The 15,532-nt window shown below is 71.2% G+C and carries 20 protein-coding genes; 11 read left to right on the forward strand and 9 right to left on the reverse strand.

What is annotated here, in order from left to right; genetic code table 11:
- Positions 1 to 125: 125 nt before the first annotated feature.
- The 3 genes from OG627_RS25300 to OG627_RS25310 all read right to left on the reverse strand — a co-directional run bounded on the left by OG627_RS25300 (position 126) and on the right by OG627_RS25310 (position 3,425).
- Positions 126 to 1,364, reverse strand: coding sequence for a M23 family metallopeptidase (locus tag OG627_RS25300; RefSeq protein WP_329068781.1), 1,239 nt, complete (start codon positions 1,362 to 1,364; stop codon positions 126 to 128).
- A 244-nt stretch (positions 1,365 to 1,608) separates the two neighbouring features.
- The gene (locus OG627_RS25305; protein ID WP_329068783.1) at positions 1,609 to 2,787 is read right to left on the reverse strand and encodes a GDSL-type esterase/lipase family protein; all 1,179 of its coding nucleotides are present in this window, start codon (positions 2,785 to 2,787) and stop codon (positions 1,609 to 1,611) included.
- A 68-nt stretch (positions 2,788 to 2,855) separates the two neighbouring features.
- Positions 2,856 to 3,425: a TetR/AcrR family transcriptional regulator gene (locus OG627_RS25310; protein WP_329068785.1), complete on the reverse strand. Its 570-nt coding sequence runs from the start codon at positions 3,423 to 3,425 to the stop codon at positions 2,856 to 2,858.
- 71 nt (positions 3,426 to 3,496) lie between these two features.
- Between OG627_RS25310 and OG627_RS25315 the strand changes: the two genes are divergently transcribed.
- Positions 3,497 to 3,988, forward strand: coding sequence for an FBP domain-containing protein (locus tag OG627_RS25315; protein ID WP_329068787.1), 492 nt, complete (start codon positions 3,497 to 3,499; stop codon positions 3,986 to 3,988).
- Between the two features lie 78 nt (positions 3,989 to 4,066).
- Here the strand turns inward: OG627_RS25315 and OG627_RS25320 are convergent, their stop codons facing one another.
- Positions 4,067 to 4,870, reverse strand: coding sequence for an SDR family oxidoreductase (locus OG627_RS25320; protein WP_443073650.1), 804 nt, complete (start codon positions 4,868 to 4,870; stop codon positions 4,067 to 4,069).
- Positions 4,871 to 5,006: 136 nt separating this feature from the next.
- Positions 5,007 to 6,026: a Gfo/Idh/MocA family protein gene (locus OG627_RS25325; protein WP_329068789.1), complete on the reverse strand. Its 1,020-nt coding sequence runs from the start codon at positions 6,024 to 6,026 to the stop codon at positions 5,007 to 5,009.
- An 82-nt stretch (positions 6,027 to 6,108) separates the two neighbouring features.
- Between OG627_RS25325 and OG627_RS25330 the strand changes: the two genes are divergently transcribed.
- Positions 6,109 to 7,518 carry a multidrug effflux MFS transporter gene (locus OG627_RS25330; protein WP_443073651.1) on the forward strand — a complete coding sequence of 470 codons (1,410 nt, stop codon included), beginning with the start codon at positions 6,109 to 6,111 and terminating at the stop codon, positions 7,516 to 7,518.
- Positions 7,519 to 7,572: 54 nt separating this feature from the next.
- On the opposite strand, the gene OG627_RS25335 is transcribed toward OG627_RS25330, so the two are convergent.
- Positions 7,573 to 8,904 carry a hypothetical protein gene (locus tag OG627_RS25335; protein WP_329068793.1) on the reverse strand — a complete coding sequence of 444 codons (1,332 nt, stop codon included), beginning with the start codon at positions 8,902 to 8,904 and terminating at the stop codon, positions 7,573 to 7,575.
- Between the two features lie 178 nt (positions 8,905 to 9,082).
- Here OG627_RS25335 and OG627_RS25340 point away from each other — a divergent pair, with 178 nt between their 5' ends.
- Entirely contained in the window at positions 9,083 to 10,078 is a 996-nt protein-coding gene (locus OG627_RS25340; RefSeq protein ID WP_329068795.1) for a small ribosomal subunit Rsm22 family protein, read from the forward strand.
- Between the two features lie 92 nt (positions 10,079 to 10,170).
- Complete coding sequence (locus OG627_RS25345; RefSeq protein WP_329068797.1) at positions 10,171 to 11,364, forward strand: methyltransferase domain-containing protein; 1,194 nt, start codon at positions 10,171 to 10,173, stop codon at positions 11,362 to 11,364.
- 87 nt (positions 11,365 to 11,451) lie between these two features.
- Here OG627_RS25345 and OG627_RS25350 read toward each other — a convergent pair whose 3' ends face one another.
- From OG627_RS25350 to OG627_RS25360, 3 genes are read right to left on the reverse strand one after another with little or no spacing between them, the layout of a single operon-like run.
- Entirely contained in the window at positions 11,452 to 11,655 is a 204-nt protein-coding gene (locus OG627_RS25350) for a DUF397 domain-containing protein (protein WP_329068799.1), read from the reverse strand.
- Positions 11,656 to 11,691: 36 nt separating this feature from the next.
- Complete coding sequence (locus OG627_RS25355; protein WP_329068801.1) at positions 11,692 to 11,979, reverse strand: DUF397 domain-containing protein; 288 nt, start codon at positions 11,977 to 11,979, stop codon at positions 11,692 to 11,694.
- On the reverse strand, positions 11,976 to 12,809 hold the full coding sequence (locus OG627_RS25360) for a helix-turn-helix domain-containing protein (protein WP_329068803.1): 834 nt from the start codon (positions 12,807 to 12,809) through the stop codon (positions 11,976 to 11,978). The genes OG627_RS25355 and OG627_RS25360 overlap by 4 nt, the downstream gene beginning before the upstream one ends.
- A 117-nt stretch (positions 12,810 to 12,926) precedes the next feature.
- On the opposite strand from OG627_RS25360, the gene OG627_RS25365 reads away from it, so the two are divergent.
- From OG627_RS25365 to OG627_RS25395, 7 genes are read left to right on the forward strand one after another with little or no spacing between them, the layout of a single operon-like run.
- Positions 12,927 to 13,109: a hypothetical protein gene (locus OG627_RS25365; protein WP_329068805.1), complete on the forward strand. Its 183-nt coding sequence runs from the start codon at positions 12,927 to 12,929 to the stop codon at positions 13,107 to 13,109.
- A 1-nt stretch (position 13,110) separates the two neighbouring features.
- Complete coding sequence (locus OG627_RS25370; RefSeq protein ID WP_329068806.1) at positions 13,111 to 13,317, forward strand: hypothetical protein; 207 nt, start codon at positions 13,111 to 13,113, stop codon at positions 13,315 to 13,317.
- Positions 13,314 to 13,502 carry a hypothetical protein gene (locus tag OG627_RS25375; protein ID WP_114622360.1) on the forward strand — a complete coding sequence of 63 codons (189 nt, stop codon included), beginning with the start codon at positions 13,314 to 13,316 and terminating at the stop codon, positions 13,500 to 13,502. Before OG627_RS25370 ends, OG627_RS25375 begins: the two co-directional genes overlap by 4 nt.
- Positions 13,499 to 13,693, forward strand: a complete 195-nt coding sequence (locus tag OG627_RS25380) for a hypothetical protein (protein ID WP_329068810.1) — start codon at positions 13,499 to 13,501, stop codon at positions 13,691 to 13,693. Before OG627_RS25375 ends, OG627_RS25380 begins: the two co-directional genes overlap by 4 nt.
- Positions 13,690 to 13,845, forward strand: a complete 156-nt coding sequence (locus OG627_RS25385) for a hypothetical protein (RefSeq protein WP_329068812.1) — start codon at positions 13,690 to 13,692, stop codon at positions 13,843 to 13,845. The genes OG627_RS25380 and OG627_RS25385 overlap by 4 nt, the downstream gene beginning before the upstream one ends.
- Positions 13,842 to 14,237 (forward strand): hypothetical protein, encoded by a 396-nt coding sequence (locus OG627_RS25390; protein ID WP_329068814.1) that lies wholly within the window; start codon positions 13,842 to 13,844, stop codon positions 14,235 to 14,237. Before OG627_RS25385 ends, OG627_RS25390 begins: the two co-directional genes overlap by 4 nt.
- Complete coding sequence (locus OG627_RS25395; RefSeq protein ID WP_329068815.1) at positions 14,234 to 15,367, forward strand: hypothetical protein; 1,134 nt, start codon at positions 14,234 to 14,236, stop codon at positions 15,365 to 15,367. The genes OG627_RS25390 and OG627_RS25395 overlap by 4 nt, the downstream gene beginning before the upstream one ends.
- The last annotated feature ends 165 nt before the right edge of the window (positions 15,368 to 15,532 follow it).

The raw sequence follows: 15,532 nt of genomic DNA on the forward strand, positions 1-15,532 counted from the left end.
GCCGCTCACGGACCGACCCGCCTCCCCAACAACCCTTTTCCAAGGGCCTGTTGGGGAGGCGGTTCGCGTTGAGCCGAGGGCTTGCGGATCAGGCCCCACCTCATCAGGCCCCAACTGATCGGGCCCTAGCTGATCAGGCCCTTGGCGCGCAGATAGGGGGTCGGGGCGATGTCGGAGCCGAACGCGGGTCCCGTGCGCATCTCGAAGTGCAGGTGCGGCCCCGTGACGTTGCCGGTCGCGCCTGACCAGCCGATGAGCGTGCCGCCCTGCACGCTCTGGCCGACGACGGCCTTCACCTGGGAGAGATGGGCGTACTGGCTGTACATGCCGTCCTCGTGGCGGATGACGACCTGATTGCCGTAGTCGCCGCCGGGCCCGGCCGTGACGACCTCGCCGGGGCCGATGGCCGTGACCGGCGTGCCGGTGGGGACCACGAAGTCGACGCCGGTGTGCAGGCCGGTGGACCAGGAGGAGCCCCGCTGGTGGTACGGGGTGCCGGCCGGTGCCTGGACGGGCAGGGTCCAGCCGCCGGCCGCGTTGCCGCCGGCCGGGACGACCATCTGGGGGGAGGACTTCATGACGGCCTTGACGTACTGGTACGTCTCCCCGTCCGCCCCGGTCGCGCGCGGCACACCGCCGTACGTCTCGACCGTCGTCCAGCCCGCGTGGTACCCGGCCAGGGCCAGTTCCAGGGGAGCGCCCCGGTAGCCGGGATGCTCCTTCGCGGTCCGCAGGAGTCCGCACATCTTCCTGCCCTGTGACGGTATGGCGTCCGCCGGGTCCAGGACGTCCTTGGTGCCGTCGTTGTTGCCGTCGATCCCCTCGGCCGCCCAGTCGGCGTCGGAGAACTGCGCGATGCCTTTGGTGACGGGCCGCCCGGCCCGCGTTCCCTCGGTCAGCTCGTCGCCCAACGGGCTTTCGGGGGAGGAGGGTTCGCCGGTGGGGCTCTCTTCGAGCGGCTCCTCGTCGGTCTTGTCGTCCGCCGTGTCGTCCGCCGCCTGCTGGTCCTCGGTCCGCGGGTCCGTCAGCGAGCGCTCGTCGTCCCCCGACCCGTCCGACCCGTCCGAAGCGAGCGACAGGGCTCTCGGGTTGAAGTTGCTCCCCTGCTTCAACTGCGCTGCCAGCACGGGCGCGGTGAGCAGCTTGTCGTCGCAGTCGTCCGCCGCGTCGCGTATGAGCTTCGCGTAGATGACGGGCACCCCCACGTCGCCCGCCTTCAGCTCGGTGCCGACCGGTGCGGGGGCGTTCCCGTCGGCCGCCTCGCTGTCGTCGAAGGTCCCGAGCATGACGGCTCCGAGCCCGATCGATATCGGCGTCATCACGCCCACGACGATGACCGGCACCATCCAGCGAGCGATCCTCACAAGCCCGACTCTCCCCCTACTTGACCTTCGCGGCGGGTCTCACTATGCCATCCGTCGCGGTGGCCGACGTCGCCGCTCCGATCGCCTGGTACGTCAGGGTGCGAGGATGATTCTGCCGAGGTTCTCGCGGCCGGAGGACTCCGACAGCTCGATGGCCGCCGCTGCCTCGCTCAGCGGGCCGCCGGCTTCTCGCGGCCCCGGAATTCCCCGGCCGGACCCCGGACTTCCTCGGCCCTGCGGCCGGTCACTTCCCGAACGGGCCGTCGGCGGTGAAGGCCCGCTCGGCGAAGCGCTCGCCCATGCGGCGGTGGGTGGCGGCGTCCGGGTGGAGCTGGTCGGGGAGGGGGAGTTCGGCGGAGTCGGCCGGGCCGTAGAGCTCGCGGCCGTCGAGGTGGTGCAGGTTCGGGTCCTCGGCCGCCCGCTGCCGCACGATGCGGGCCAGCTCGTCCCGGATGACGCCCAGGGTCAGCTTGCCGCTCGCGCGCTCCGCCGGGTCGCCCGTGGCGCGGAAGCTCAGCCGCCCGGCGCTGAGAGCGGTCAGGTCAGGGGCGCTGGGGCCCGGCGTGTCCTCGTGGATGGGGCACAGGATGGGGGAGACGACCAGCAGCGGCGTGCTGGGGTGGCCCTCGCGGATGGTGTCGAGGAAGCCGTGGACGGCGGGGCCGAAGGCGCGCAGCCGCATCAGGTCGGTGTTGACCACGTTGATGCCGATCTTGACGCTGATCAGGTCGGCGGGGGTGTCCCGCAGGGCGCGGGCGGTGAACGGGTCGAGCAGAGCGCTGCCGCCCAGCCCCAGGTTGATCAGCTCCACCCCGCCCAGCGAGGCGGCGAGCGCCGGCCAGGTCGTGGAGGGGGAGGCCGCGTCGGAGCCGTGGCTGATCGAACTGCCGTGGTGCAGCCACACGCGGCGGCCCCGGTCCGGTACGGGCTCGACGGGGGCGTCGGTGCGCAGCGCGACGAGTTCGGTGGTCTCGTTGTGCGGCAGCCAGATCTCGACGTTCTTGACGCCTTCGGGCAGATCGGTGAAGCGGAGGGTGCCCACCGGTCCGGGCCTGCTCTCGGCGGTGCCGGTGGCCATGTCGATGGTCAGGGTGTTGCCGCCGGTCACACTGGCCCGGCCGGTCAGACTGCCGTCGACGAGCAGGTCGTACACACCGTCCGGGCGGGGCGGTGCGCCCGGGTAGACCCGCTTGGTGGGCAGTGTGTCCAGCTCGACGGCGGTGGCCCGGGTCCGGAAGGCCAGCCGTACGCCGGAGGGCTGCGCCTCCGCCATGGCGAGCTGCGGGTCGGCGCACTGGGCGCGGGCCCTGGCCGGCAGCCGGTGCGGCAGGATGCCGTGTGCGGTGTGTTCCAGGTCGAGGTGGCCGCGCAGGATGTCCTCGGTGAGGGGTGTGCTGATCCAGTCGTGCGGGGTGGTGCGCATGGTCCTGGCCTGTTCGTCGGAGCGGTCGGGTGGTTCGGGGCGGGCGGTGTGGTTGGGGTGCCTTCGGCTCAGGGCGCGGGCCAGTTCCGCAGCAGGGCGTCGAGAGCGTCCAGGATCCTGGACCACGACACCTCCGAGTCGGGGGCGCTGTGGCTGAACCCTCCCCGCGCCTCCAGGCTGACGTAGCCGTGGAAGACGCTGCCCAGCAGCCGGACCGCGTGCGTCTGGTCGGGCTCCGGCAGGTCGTAGCCGCGCAGGATCGCCCGCGTCATCCGCGAGTGCCTGCCGCCCGCGCTCGCCGCCGCCGTCTCCGGGTCGAGCCGCAGCTGGGCGGCGGCGTAGCGGCCGGGATGCTCGCGGGCGTAGTCGCGGTAGACGTTCGCGAAGGCGGTCAGGGCGTCCTTGGCGGCCCGCCCGGCCAGGGCGGCGGCGACCCGGTCGGCGAGTTCCTCCAGGGCGAGCAGGGCGATCCTCGTCCTCAGGTCCTGGGAGTTCCTCACATGCGAGTAGAGGCTCGCGACCTTCACGTCGAAGCGTCTGGCCAGCTCCGAGACCGTCACCTGGTCGAAGCCGACCTCGTCGGCCAGCTCCGCCCCCGCCAGGGTCAGCCGTTCCGTGGTCAGTCCTGCGTATGCCATACCCATCACCTCTTTCGACAGAACCGATTATTGATTTGCCTAAGACCTTTAGGCAAATTAGCGTGCTGTGTATGAACCCGTTGACCGACCGAGAGATCCGTGCCGCGTTCGTGAACTGCACGAAGGGCGAGGCCAAGCGGCTGGCCGTGCCCCGCGACCTGGCCGACCGGCCGTGGGACGACCTGGACTACCTGGGCTGGCGCGATCCGCAGTCCCCGGGCCGCGCCTACCTCGTCACCGTCCTGGACGGCCGGCCGCGCGGCCTCGCGCTGCGCTGCCCCAGCCCCGCGCCCTCGGGGATGCGGCGCGCCATGTGCACGATGTGCCTGACCACCCACACCGGCGGCGTCTCCCTGATGGTCGCGCCGAAGGCGGGGAAGGCCGGGCAGCATGGCAACTCGGTCGGCGCCTACATGTGCGACGACCTGGCCTGCTCGCTGTACGTACGGGGCAAGAAGGACGCGGGCGCCGGCGCGCGGCTCCACGAGTCGCTCACCCTGGAGGAGAAGATCCAGCGGACCGTGGCGAACGTCGCCGCGTTCGTCGCCAAGGTGACGGAGTGACCCGGGTGGCTCACGTGACCCGGGCGACCCGGGTGACCCCCGTCACCCGGGTGGCTTGAGCGGTCGGGCTCCAGAGCCTCAGCCCCGGCCGATGTACGGCATCGCCGTCGCCATCACCGTCGCGAACTGGATGTTCGCCTCCAGGGGCAGTTCCGCCATGTGCAGTACGGTCCTGGCCACGTCGGCGACGTCCATGACCGGCTCGGCCATCCGCTCGCCGTTCGCCTGCGGCACCCCGCGCCGCGTCTGTTCGGTCATGTCGGTGGAGGCGTTGCCGATGTCGATCTGGCCGCAGGCGATGCGGTACGGGCGGCCGTCCAGGGAGAGGGACTTGGTGAGGCCGGTCATGCCGTGCTTGGTGGTGGTGTAGGCGACGGAGTCGGGGCGGGGGGCGTGGGCGGAGATGGAGCCGTTGTTGATGATCCGGCCGCCCTGGGGGTCCTGGTCCCGCATCAGGCGGAAGGCGGCCTGCGCGCAGAGGAAGGTGCCGGTGAGGTTGGTGTCCAGGACCCTGCGCCAGGCCGCGTACGGCAGTTCGTCCAGGGGGACGCCGCCGGGGCCGAAGGTGCCCGCGTTGTTGAAGAGCAGGTCGAGGCGGCCGTAGCGCTCGCGTACCGTCGCGAACAGGGCGTCCACCGCCTGCGGGTCGGACACATCGGTCGGTACGGGCAGTGTCGCCGCCGTACCCGGGGCTCCGGCCGCCGCCGCCCGCGCCGCCGTCTCGTCCAGTGTCCCCGGGCTCCGGCCGGCCAGGACCACCGTCCAGCCCGCGCCGGTCAGGGCCAGGGCGACGGCGCGGCCGATGCCCGAGCCCGCGCCGGTCACCAGGGCGATTCCCGGCGCGGGGCGGTGTTCCTGGTCGGTGGAGTCGGTCTTCCGCATGGCGTTCATGGTCACGGAGCGTACGGGGAGACGCGACGCGGTGCGAGAGCCACGAGCGACGTGGCCCCTTCTCCCCGCACCCCGCCCCGCCCGTTACGTATCAGGCATCCACTAGCGCTCAGGCACCCACTACCGCTCAGGCATCCGCCGGGTACCGCACCCCGATGCGCTCCCGTACCGCGTCGAGCGTCCGCATCACCGCGAGCGTCCCGGCCAGCGGTACGAGCGGGGACTCCGTCTCCCCGGCCCGCAGGCAGCGCATCACCTCCGCCGCCTCGTACTGGAGCCCCCGCAGCCCCCCGTCCGCCGTGTACTCCTCGGGCTCGGCGCCGTCCCTGTGCAGTACGAAGCGCTCCGTGCCGAAGAAGCCCGACGGGACGTCGATGCGGCCCTTCGTGCCCGTCACCGTCGCCGTCACCGGGGTGCCCGCCGTCACCGAGCAGGTCAGCAGCGCGGTCGCGCCGGTGTCCCAGCCCAGCAGCATGCCGGTGTTCAGGTCGACGCCCTCCGGCGACAGCAGCGCGTCGGCCTGTACGCGGTCGGGCTCGCCCAGCAGCAGGTGGGCGAAGGAGACCGGATAGACGCCGAGGTCCAGCACGGCGCCGCCGCCCTGGGCCGGGTCGCGCAGCCGGTGGTCGGCGGCGAAGGGACCCTGGAGGCCGAAGTCGGCCTGGACGGTACGGATCTCACCGATCGCCCCGTCCCGCACCAGCTCCGCCAGCCGCAGGACGACCGGGTTGCAGTACATCCACATGGCCTCCATCAGGAACAGGTTCCGCTCCCTCGCCAGCGCCACCAGCTCCCCGGCCTCCCGCGCGTTGAGCGTGAACGCCTTCTCGCAGAGCACCGGCTTCCCGGCCGCGAGCGCCATCCCGGCGGCGGCCCGGTGCGCGGAGTGCGGAGTCGCCACGTACACGACGTCCACCTCCTCGTCCGCCATGAGCGCGGACCACTCCCCGTACGCGCGCGGAATCCCGAACCGTCCCGCGAACTCCTTCGCCGACGCCTCACTCCGCGAGGCCACCGCGACGATCTCCGCGTCCGGCAGCTCCCGCACGTCGGCCGTGAACCCCTGGGCTATCCCGCCCGTCGCCAGCACGCCCCAGCGCACGGGCCTGTCCCCGGCGATCCGCTCCGCTGCCCGCTCTTCTGTCATGGCCCCTCCATCGGAAAAGGTCTGGACGACCCCGGCTGAGCTGAGAGCATAGGTGCGGATTCAACGACTCATGGAGATATGGATGCCGGACGGCGGCCGAACCACCGAAGGACACGCACCACGCGAAGCACACATAGAGACGGGGCGGAAGCCAGGACAGCGTCGTCCGGCCGACCCCCCGATTCCGGACCAGCGACAGTCCCAGCCGCCGTCCGGCCTCCCACAGCCCGCGGCAGCGGCGACTGGGGCGACCGCGACCACACCCGCCGCCGCGCGCCGCGCCGGGCTGCTCGTCACCCTCGTCCTGGGCGGGCTCACCGCGCTGCCCCCGCTCTCCATGGACATGTACCTCCCGGCCCTGCCCGAGGTCACCCGCTCACTGAACTCACCGGCCGCGACCGTCCAGATCACCCTCACCGCCTGCCTCATGGGCATGGCGCTCGGCCAGATCGTCGTCGGGCCGATGAGCGACCGGTGGGGACGGCGCCGGCCGCTGCTGCTCGGCATGTTCGTCTACGTCTTCGCCACCGCCATCTGCGCGCTGGCCCCCACCGCCGAACTCCTCATCGGGTTCCGGCTCCTCCAGGGCCTCGCGGGCGCGGCCGGCATCGTCATCGCCCGAGCCGTGGTGCGTGATCTCTACGACGGCGTGGAGATGGCCCGCTTCTTCTCGACCCTGATGCTGATCTCCGGCGTCGCGCCCGTCATCGCCCCGGTGATCGGCGGACAGGTCCTGCGCGTCACGGACTGGCGCGGCATCTTCCTCGTCCTCACCGTCATCGGTATCGCACTGACCTTCGTCGTCTGGAAGTGGCTGCACGAGACCCTGCCGCCGGAGCAGCGCCACAGCGGCGGCGTCGGCCAGGCGCTGCGCACGATGCGCGGACTGGTCGCCGACCGGATCTTCAGCGGATACATGCTGGCGGGCGGGCTCGCCTTCGCCGCGCTGTTCGCGTACATCTCGGCGTCGCCGTTCGTCGTGCAGGAGATCTACGGCGCGTCGCCGCAGACCTTCAGCCTGCTCTTCGGCGTCAACTCCATCGGGCTGATCGCCGTCGGCCAGATCAACGGCAAGATCCTCGTCGGCCGCGTCGCGATGGACCGCGTGCTGTGCTTCGGACTGATCGTCATCACGCTCGCCGCGCTGGCGCTGCTGCTGATGACCAGCGGGGTGTTCGGCCCGGTGGGCCTCTTCCCGGTGGCCGCCGCGCTGTTCGTGCTGATGTCGGCGATGGGGCTCGCGATGCCCAACACCAACGCCTCGGCGCTGATGCGCACCCCGCACGCGGCGGGCTCGGCCTCGGCCCTCATCGGTACGGCGTCGTTCCTGATCGGTGCCATCGCCTCGCCGCTCGTCGGGATCGCGGGCGAGGGCACGGCGGTGCCGATGGCGGTCGTCCAGCTGGTGTGCGCGCTCGGCTCCCTCGGCTGCTTCCTCGGCCTCGTACGGCCGTGGCAGCCGCAGCGTCCGATGGAGCGCCCGGCGGTCTGAGCGGCGTTCCCTCTTCCGCCGGTCCGGCCGGGTCCTCCGGCCGGACCGGCGTGCTCAGTTCTCGCGGCGCGGATACCCGATCAGGTGCGTCCTGAACTTGCCGTCCGTCCAGCGGAACAGGCCGACCCCCATGGTCTCCGAGCTGGGCAGCCGGACATTGGACGCCAGCGGCGCGGGCGCCGCGTTCTTCAGGTCCACCCGGACCGGCCTGCCGCCGCCCGCCATCGCGTCCGCCGTGCTGCGGGCGCTGATCGCGCCGTACGCCGTGCCGTCGTCCGCCACGCTCGTCAGGGTCAGCGGCTCGGTGCCGTCCGACTCCTCGAAGCAGTAGCCCTTCTTCTCGTCCAGATCGAAGGCGAGCCGCCCCGCGATCAGGTAGTGGCCGCCGGGGGAGGTGACCAGATGCGGGTCGTCGACCGGCTTGATCGCCGGCTTGCGGCAGCGGACCTGGACGACGGGCTTGCCCTTCGCCACATCGTGCAGCACCCACAGATCGTGGGTCTTGGCGTCCTTGGAACCCTTCTTCCCCTGCCACTTGGCGAGGAGATAGCCGCCCGCCATCGAGGCCGGGATCCCGGACGCCGGATCGGCCTCCTTCGGCGCGACCTTCCTGCTGTACCAGCCGCCGCGCACCCAGAACTCCCGCGCGCCGCTGACCAGCAGCCCCTTGTCGGTCATGGCGCGCACCTGGGTCAGCTTGCGGCAGTCCCCGCACCCCTTGGGGTAACCGAGCGAGCCCGGCGGGACCTTGACCACCTCGCGGGTCTCCGGATCGACGACCGCGCTGGTCGCCTTGCCGTCGCTGATCACGATGCCGGGGCCGTCCGCGCTCACCACCGGAGCGTCCGTCCAGGGGACCTCGACCCGGGAGACCTTGCCGGAGGCCGCGTCGTACACGTCGAGGGAGACGATCGACTCGGCGGCCTTCAGCGCCTGCGGGCTGAGCTTCCCGTACGACCAGGTGACGAAGTAGTCCTGGCCGTCCTTGGAGACGGAGAGCAGCCGGGGGAAGCGGTCGTTGGCGAACAGCGGGCGCCATGCCTCGCCCTCCCAGCCGTACTTCCCGGTCGCCGGATTCAGCGTCCGCAGCCGGAACAGCTCGCTGCCGACCCGCTCCAGATAGGCGACGCGGTTGGTGGCCTCGGCGATCGCGTACTCGGTGGAGCCGTCCGGCACGTCCCAGCCGCGCTTCGTGTCGAACGCGGAGGGAACGGTCAGCCGGGGCGCACGGTCGGCGACATCCGTCGACATCGTCGTCCTGGGCACGTCCGTGCCCTTCGCCTTGGCCTTGGTGGCTTGCTTGCCGCCACAGGTGGCGAGCAGGAGGAGCAGCGCCAGCACGATCACCCCGACCACCAGGGTGATCCGTACGACCCTCTGTCTCATGGTCCCCCCGGGAGAGCGCTCGCTGGACAGCCGAGGGCCGTAGCGTAGCAACTGCTTCCAGCGCCTCAGTGGTTCCGTCCGGCCCCGGGAAGCGCCCTGTCCGTTTGCCGTCGCCCGGTGCCCGCTTCCCGCCCGCGTACCGGTTCGGAGCCACGGATTCCGCGTCTACGATTTGTCGGTGAACGCCACTCTCCCCACCTCGGAAGCCCTGCGGTCCGCCCTCGCGGGACTGCTCGAAGGGCTGCCGCCCCGGCAGGCCACCCAGGCCGTCGAGCGGCTGATCGCCAACTACCGGGGCACCACCCCCACCGACGCGCCCGTCCTGCGGGACCGGTCCGACGTGGCCGCCTACGCCGCCTACCGCATGCCGGCCACCTTCGAGGCCGTACGGGCCGCCCTGGCCGCCCTCGCGGACGCCGCGCCCGACTGGGAACCCGGCAGCCATCTCGACGTGGGCGGCGGCACCGGCGCGGCGGTGTGGGCGGCGGACGCGGTGTGGGACCGGCCCCGTACCCCCCGGACCACCACCGTCCTGGACTGGGCCGAGCCCGCGCTCGACCTCGGCCGCGAGCTGGCCGCCGCCTCCGGGGCGCCCGCGCTGCGGGCCGCCGACTGGCGGCGGGCCAGGATCGGCGCGCAGCTGGAGCTGCCGGAGAGCGATCTCGTCACCGTCTCGTACGTACTGAAGGAACTCACCGCCCCCGACCGCGACGCCCTCGTCACCGAAGCCGCGCGGGCGGCGCGGGCGGTGGTGATCGTCGAGCCCGGCACCCCCGACGGTTATCTGCGGATCATCGAGGCCAGGGACCGGCTGATCGCCGCCGGCCTGCGGATCGCCGCGCCCTGCCCGCACGACGCCGCCTGCCCGATCGAGCCGGGCACCGACTGGTGCCACTTCGCGGCCCGCGTCAGCCGCTCGTCCCTGCACCGGCAGATCAAGGGGGGCTCGCTGCCGTACGAGGACGAGAAGTACAGCTATGTCGCGGCGGTACGGTTCGACGCGCTCCCGGTGTCCGCGCGGGTGACCCGCAAGCCGCAGATCCGCAAGGGGCAGGTCCTGCTGGAGCTGTGCACGGTGGACGACGGGCTGCGCCGCGACACGGTCACCAAGCGGCACGGCGCGCTGTACCGGGAGGCCAGGGACGTGGCGTGGGGCGACGGCTGGCCGTCGTAGACCGTGACTTTTCGGCCCTCTTGACGCCGTCGACCTCGGGGAGTGATGATGCGGTGACGGAAGGTGGCGGGCTGGATGGCTGAGGTGAATCGATGAACGTTCGATTGATCGCCCACACCGCACAAGGTGGCGGGCACGGCCTGGGCCGCCGCCTCCTCGATTCGGGTTCCATGGCGCCCGACTGGGCCGAAGCCTATGAGGCCGTGCCCCGCTCCCACTTCCTGCCGGATCTGATGTGGCCGCATGACATGGCCACCGGCCGAACTGTCGCGGTCGACAAGAGGCAGGACCCGCAGGGCTGGCAGAGGTACGCCGACTCGAACGACCCCATCATCACCCAGTGGGACGACGGCGCTCACGACGGCCCGGAGCCGGGCACGTCGTTCAGTTCGTCGTCGTCCATGCCGAGCCTGGTCTTCTCGATGCTGGCCGACCTCGCGGTGCGGCCGGGGCAGCGTGTGTTGGAGATCGGCGCCGGCACGGGATGGAACGCCGGTCTTCTGGCCCACCGTCTCGGCGCCGCGAACGTCGTCACCGCAGAAGTGGACGGCGCCGTCGCGTCAGCGGCACAGAAGGCGTTGGACCGTTGCGGGCTGCCGGTGGAGGTGGTGCACGGAGACGGCTTCCTCGGATACGCGAAACGGGCCCCGTACGACCGGATCATCGCCACGTGCGGTCTGCGGCAGGTCCCCTTCGCGTGGGTGGAGCAGTCCAGCCCCGGAGGCGTGATCCTCGTTCCCTGGGGGACTTACTACGGGCCCGGCGAGGCCACATGCCGGTTGGTGGTCGCCGACGACTGCCGGAGTGCGTCGGGGCCGTTCTCGGGTGCCGTGGCGTTCATGCGCATGCGCTCTCAGCGGCTCGTGTGGCCCCGGCATGACGCGTACGTACCGGAGGGTGCGATGGATGCCGCCGCCACGTCGTTCACGTCGGTCACCGAGGCGGAACTGCGTGGCACGGGTAATTTCGACGTGATCGGATTCGCGCTGGGCCTGCGCGTGCCTGCCGTCGCCCACACGGCCGACCGTAAACGTGACGGAAGGCGTGCCGTGTGGTTCTACGGACTGTCGGACAGGTCGTGGGCGGTTGTGGTCTTCCGCGACGACCGCGCGGAATCCAAGGTGTACCAGTCGGGCCCCCGACGTCTCTGGGACGAAGTGGAAGCCGCACACAACTGGTGGGTGGAGCAGAAGCGCCCAGGCTTCCACCGCTTCGGCCTGACCGTGGACGCTGACGGCGAATGGGCCTGGCTGGACTCGCCGGACAATCCCGTGGCGGCGTGGTGAGCGGACAGGCCGCGTAGCCGTACTCGTGGCCCCGCCCGTGCGTGCGTGGACGCGTGGGCGGGGCCATCCGTGCCGTTGTCCGTGCTGTTACCGGGCGGCGAAGGCGACGAAGTCGGTCCAGGCGGCGGGGGTGGGGGTGAGGACCGGGCCGGTGGGGGTTTTGCTGTCGCGGACGGGGACGATGCCGGAGGTGGCGGCGAGGTTGGGGGCGAACTCGACGCATTGGCCTCCCTTTTCGTCGCTGTAGCTGGACTTTTCCCACTGTGCGGCGGAGAGACCGGGTGTGTTCATTGGGTCCATTCCTCCATCACCTTGTGCATCGCGTGGTTACCGGGCGGCGAAGGCGACGAAGTCGGTCCAGGCGGCGGGGGTGACGGTCAGGACCGGGCCGGTGGGGGTCTTGCTGTCGCGGACGGGGACGATGCCGGAGGTGGCGGCGAGGTTGGGGGCGAACTCGACGCACTGGCCTTCGTTATCGGCGCTGTAGCTGGACTTCTCCCAGGCGGTGTCGGCGAGGGTGAGGAAGGACCGGCTGAACTCGACGCAGTCGCCTTCTTGCTGGCTGCTGTAGCTGGACTTCTCCCACTGTGCTTCGGAGAGATCGAATGCGCTCATTTTTTCCAGTCCTCCATAGCTTCACGCAGCATGCTCACCGACGCTTCCGGCGAGAGCGCGTCGGCGCGTAGCCGATCGTAAAGCACGCTTGCATCCGCTACGACTCTCCGCGAGTCGGTCACATGACCTGCTCCTAGCGTCTCCTGGTAGAGCATCTCCGGCTCGTCACCTTCGAACTTCATCAATGTAAACCCGAAAGACCAGGCGGGAGTTGCTGAACTGAACGGGAGCACCTGGATAGTGAAGCGAGGGGACTCCGCTTCCTTGATCAGATGTGCCATTTGTTGGGCCATGACAGAGGGGGTTCCGATCACACGCCGTAGACATGACTCGTCCAGGACGACCCACACCAACGGACGCTTCTCGCGCTCCAGGATCTCGCGGCGCTTCAACCGACGTCCTACCCTTGCGGCGGTTTCGCTCAGGTCGTCGGTGGGGCGCCACTTGCGGAAGAGCGCATGTGCGTATGCCTCGGTCTGCAACAGGCCCGCGATCAGACTGTTGCTGAAATTTAGAATCACGGACGCCTGCTCTTCGAGCAGCACGTACGGCTCGAACCAGTCCGGATACCCACCCTTCTGCGCGCACCGGTCCCGTAGCCGCGCGAACATCTCCGGCGTACCGAAGACTTGGTCGCAGCCCGCCGCGAACTCCGGGCTCGCCATCCGCTCCCCGGCCTCGACCTTCGCCACGTACTGCTGCCCGTACTGCGCGGGCGCTCCCACCTGCTTCTGGCTCAGCCCCCTCCCCAGCCGCCATTCCCGTACCTCATTACCGAAGTAGGCGGCTCCGCTGACCGGTCCCACCAGCCTGTTCGAGTCGTGCGTCATGCGTCCCTCTCCTTGCACCCCAAGCCCGTTGACGTGTGTTCAGTCCTTTTCAGCCTACGCACACATGCCGATCCTTGAACACAGACCGTAATGATTCAACGACGGAGGGGTGCATCTGTGACGACCGGGAAAGCGGCGGTCATCGCCGCTGACGAGAGCGAGTTGGCCGATCCTTCGGCCTCCGACCTGTTCCACCGGCTGGTTCCCGAGAGCGTGCCCCGGCACTTCGCGGAGCCGACGCCCGAGCTGACGGCGCGCGTCGCGCGTGGATTGCGGGGGCTGGTCGATGGAGGGCAGTGAGATGCGGAGGCGGCTCTCGATGGTGATCGAGGCGTTCGGGGTGGACGGGACGCTTGTCGTGCCGAAGTACGGGCCGTGGCCCGAGGGCGGCGAGCCCCCGCCCGGGGACGCGCTGAAGTGGCCGCCGTGCCGCTGTGGCAGCAGGATCTGCCCGGACTTCGAGCCCGCCGACGTGGCCACGGAACCCGGGCCCGGGGGCGCCACGTGACTGGCCGGTCAGCGGACCCGGACGCCGTACCGGCGGTGGACTGCGGCGTCTGCGCCGCGCTCTGCCGTCAGCGCGAGGAAGCGCGGGCGGCCGGGAACGTGCGGGTGGTACGGGACTGGAACGACGAACTCCGTAACCACCCGCACCGACGCTCGGGCGACTGGAAGGCGGCGGGACCGGCATGAGGCCCCGCCCCCGTGCGCTCCAGGCGTCACACCCTGCTCCGGGCGAACTCCGCCTCGAAACCGACTTCAAGAACACCGCCGCGCGGGACATCCGGCGCGGCGGCGCCGCTTCGAACGCTCCCGCTCTCGGAACCCTGGCGCGGGAGCTGCGCGGGAGCTGCGCGGGTACGGCGGGACCGTGCTCGTCGTGACGAACCCTGTGGGCCTGATGACCCGCCGCTTCGCCGAAGTGTCGGGCCGCACGCGGGTCTTCGGGATCGGCTCGAACCTCGACTCGGCCCGGTACCGGCTCCTGCTCGCCCGGTACACCCAGGTCTCTCCGGACCTGTACGCGGCCACGTGATCGGCGAGCACGGTGACCGCGCGGTCGTCTGCGTGTCGACGACCACGGTCGACGGTCGCCCGGTCCCGGTCCCGGTGCACGCGGTCGTGGAAGACCTCCAGCGGCGGCCGGCCCTGATCCGTAACGGCATCGGCCGTACCCGCTGCGGGCCCGCCGGTGCCGTGCTGTCGACGCTCCGCAAGGCCCTCGGCCTGGTCGACGGTGTCGAGGAGCTGTCCGTGCCGTACGGGGACGTCTGGCTCGGAATTCCGATGCGCTTCACCGGTGGTACGGCCGTACCGTGCCTGCCCCGGCTCACCCGTTCCGAACGTCTGTGTCTGGACTCCGCGGCCGGCAGTCTCCGCGACGCCTACACCCGTCTCCCTGCTCATACCGAGAGGATCGCCACATGATCACTGCCACCCGACTTGAGGCCGCCGCGGCGGCCGTCACCGTGCTCAGCAACCGTCCAGAGGTCACGCATTGGGCCCTGCGGTACTTCGGCCCGTGGTGGAACGCCACGTCGGTGGATGCCGCCGCCGTCTGCGCCGAAGCCGTCGTGATCGCGGACGTCAAGCCCGCCGACCACGAGGAGATCACCCTCCTCGTCCACGACGGCCGGCCCACGGAGACCGTGGATTACGCGAAGCACCCGCTGCGGGTGGCCCGCGACGGCGAGGACATCATCGCCACGTCGCCGGACGAGGGGATCGCGTACCGCAGCACGCCGTCCTCCGGTCGCCTCGTCCTCGCCGGTACCGACGCGCGGCCCCTCGCCCTGGCCGCCGCGCGCCTCGCGCGGGAATCGATCCGTGGCCAGCTTCTGCGGGACGGCTGGGCCGTACTCCACTCCTCCGCCGTCGTAAGGCAGGACGACGGCGCGACCGTCCTCACGTTCGGCGACAAGGGTGCCGGGAAGACGGCCACGGCCCTGCTGCTCGCCTCGCACGGCTGGCAACTCCTCGCCAATGACCGGGTGCTGGTCCGGCCGACCGGCGAGCGGGATGTCGAGGTCGTTCCCTGGCCCTCCGCCGCGGCGCTCGGCCTCGGCCTGCTCCACTCGCTCGGCTGGGACGTCACCGCGCGCGAGCACCTGGAGGCCGGGGGCGCCTTTCACCCGACTCAGCACGAGTCCGTGACCGAGGCGCTGCTCGCCGGCGACCACACGCCGCTGTGGGAGAACGCGAAGCGGGAGCGGAAGGTCCAGGTGTTCCCGGACCAGTTCCCGGACCTGTTCGGCGTGCCCCTGGCCACCGGCGGCCGGGCGGCGGGACTCTTCTTCCCCCAGGTCGACGCCGACTCGGAGCCGGACGTCGTCGACGGCGCCCGGGCACTGGGAGAGGCCGACTTCATGTCGGGGGCGACGGAGGACCGGTACCCGGACGTTTTCGGTCAGGCCCAGGGTGTGGACGGCGGCGGGCGGGAGAGCGCACGCGCCGAAGTCGCTTCGCGTCTCGCCGCGCTGCCGCACCATGCGGTCCTGCTGAGCCACGACATCCCGGCGAGCGCCGCGGTGCTGGGCAAGGTCGCGGACACGGTCTGATGGCGGGAAGGCCGCGCCCGCGACGCCGGTGCCGAGGTCGAAGAAGGTGTCGCGCGAGCCGCTCCCGCCGGGACCGCGGCCACCTCCGCGTGATCGAAGGACGCGCTCAGCAGGTGGTCGAGAGCTGGTCGAGCGCGTCCCGCACGGTGGCGACCGGCGCGCCGC

This window comes from Streptomyces sp. NBC_01429, assembly GCF_036231945.1.
Classification (GTDB): Bacteria; Actinomycetota; Actinomycetes; order Streptomycetales; family Streptomycetaceae; genus Streptomyces.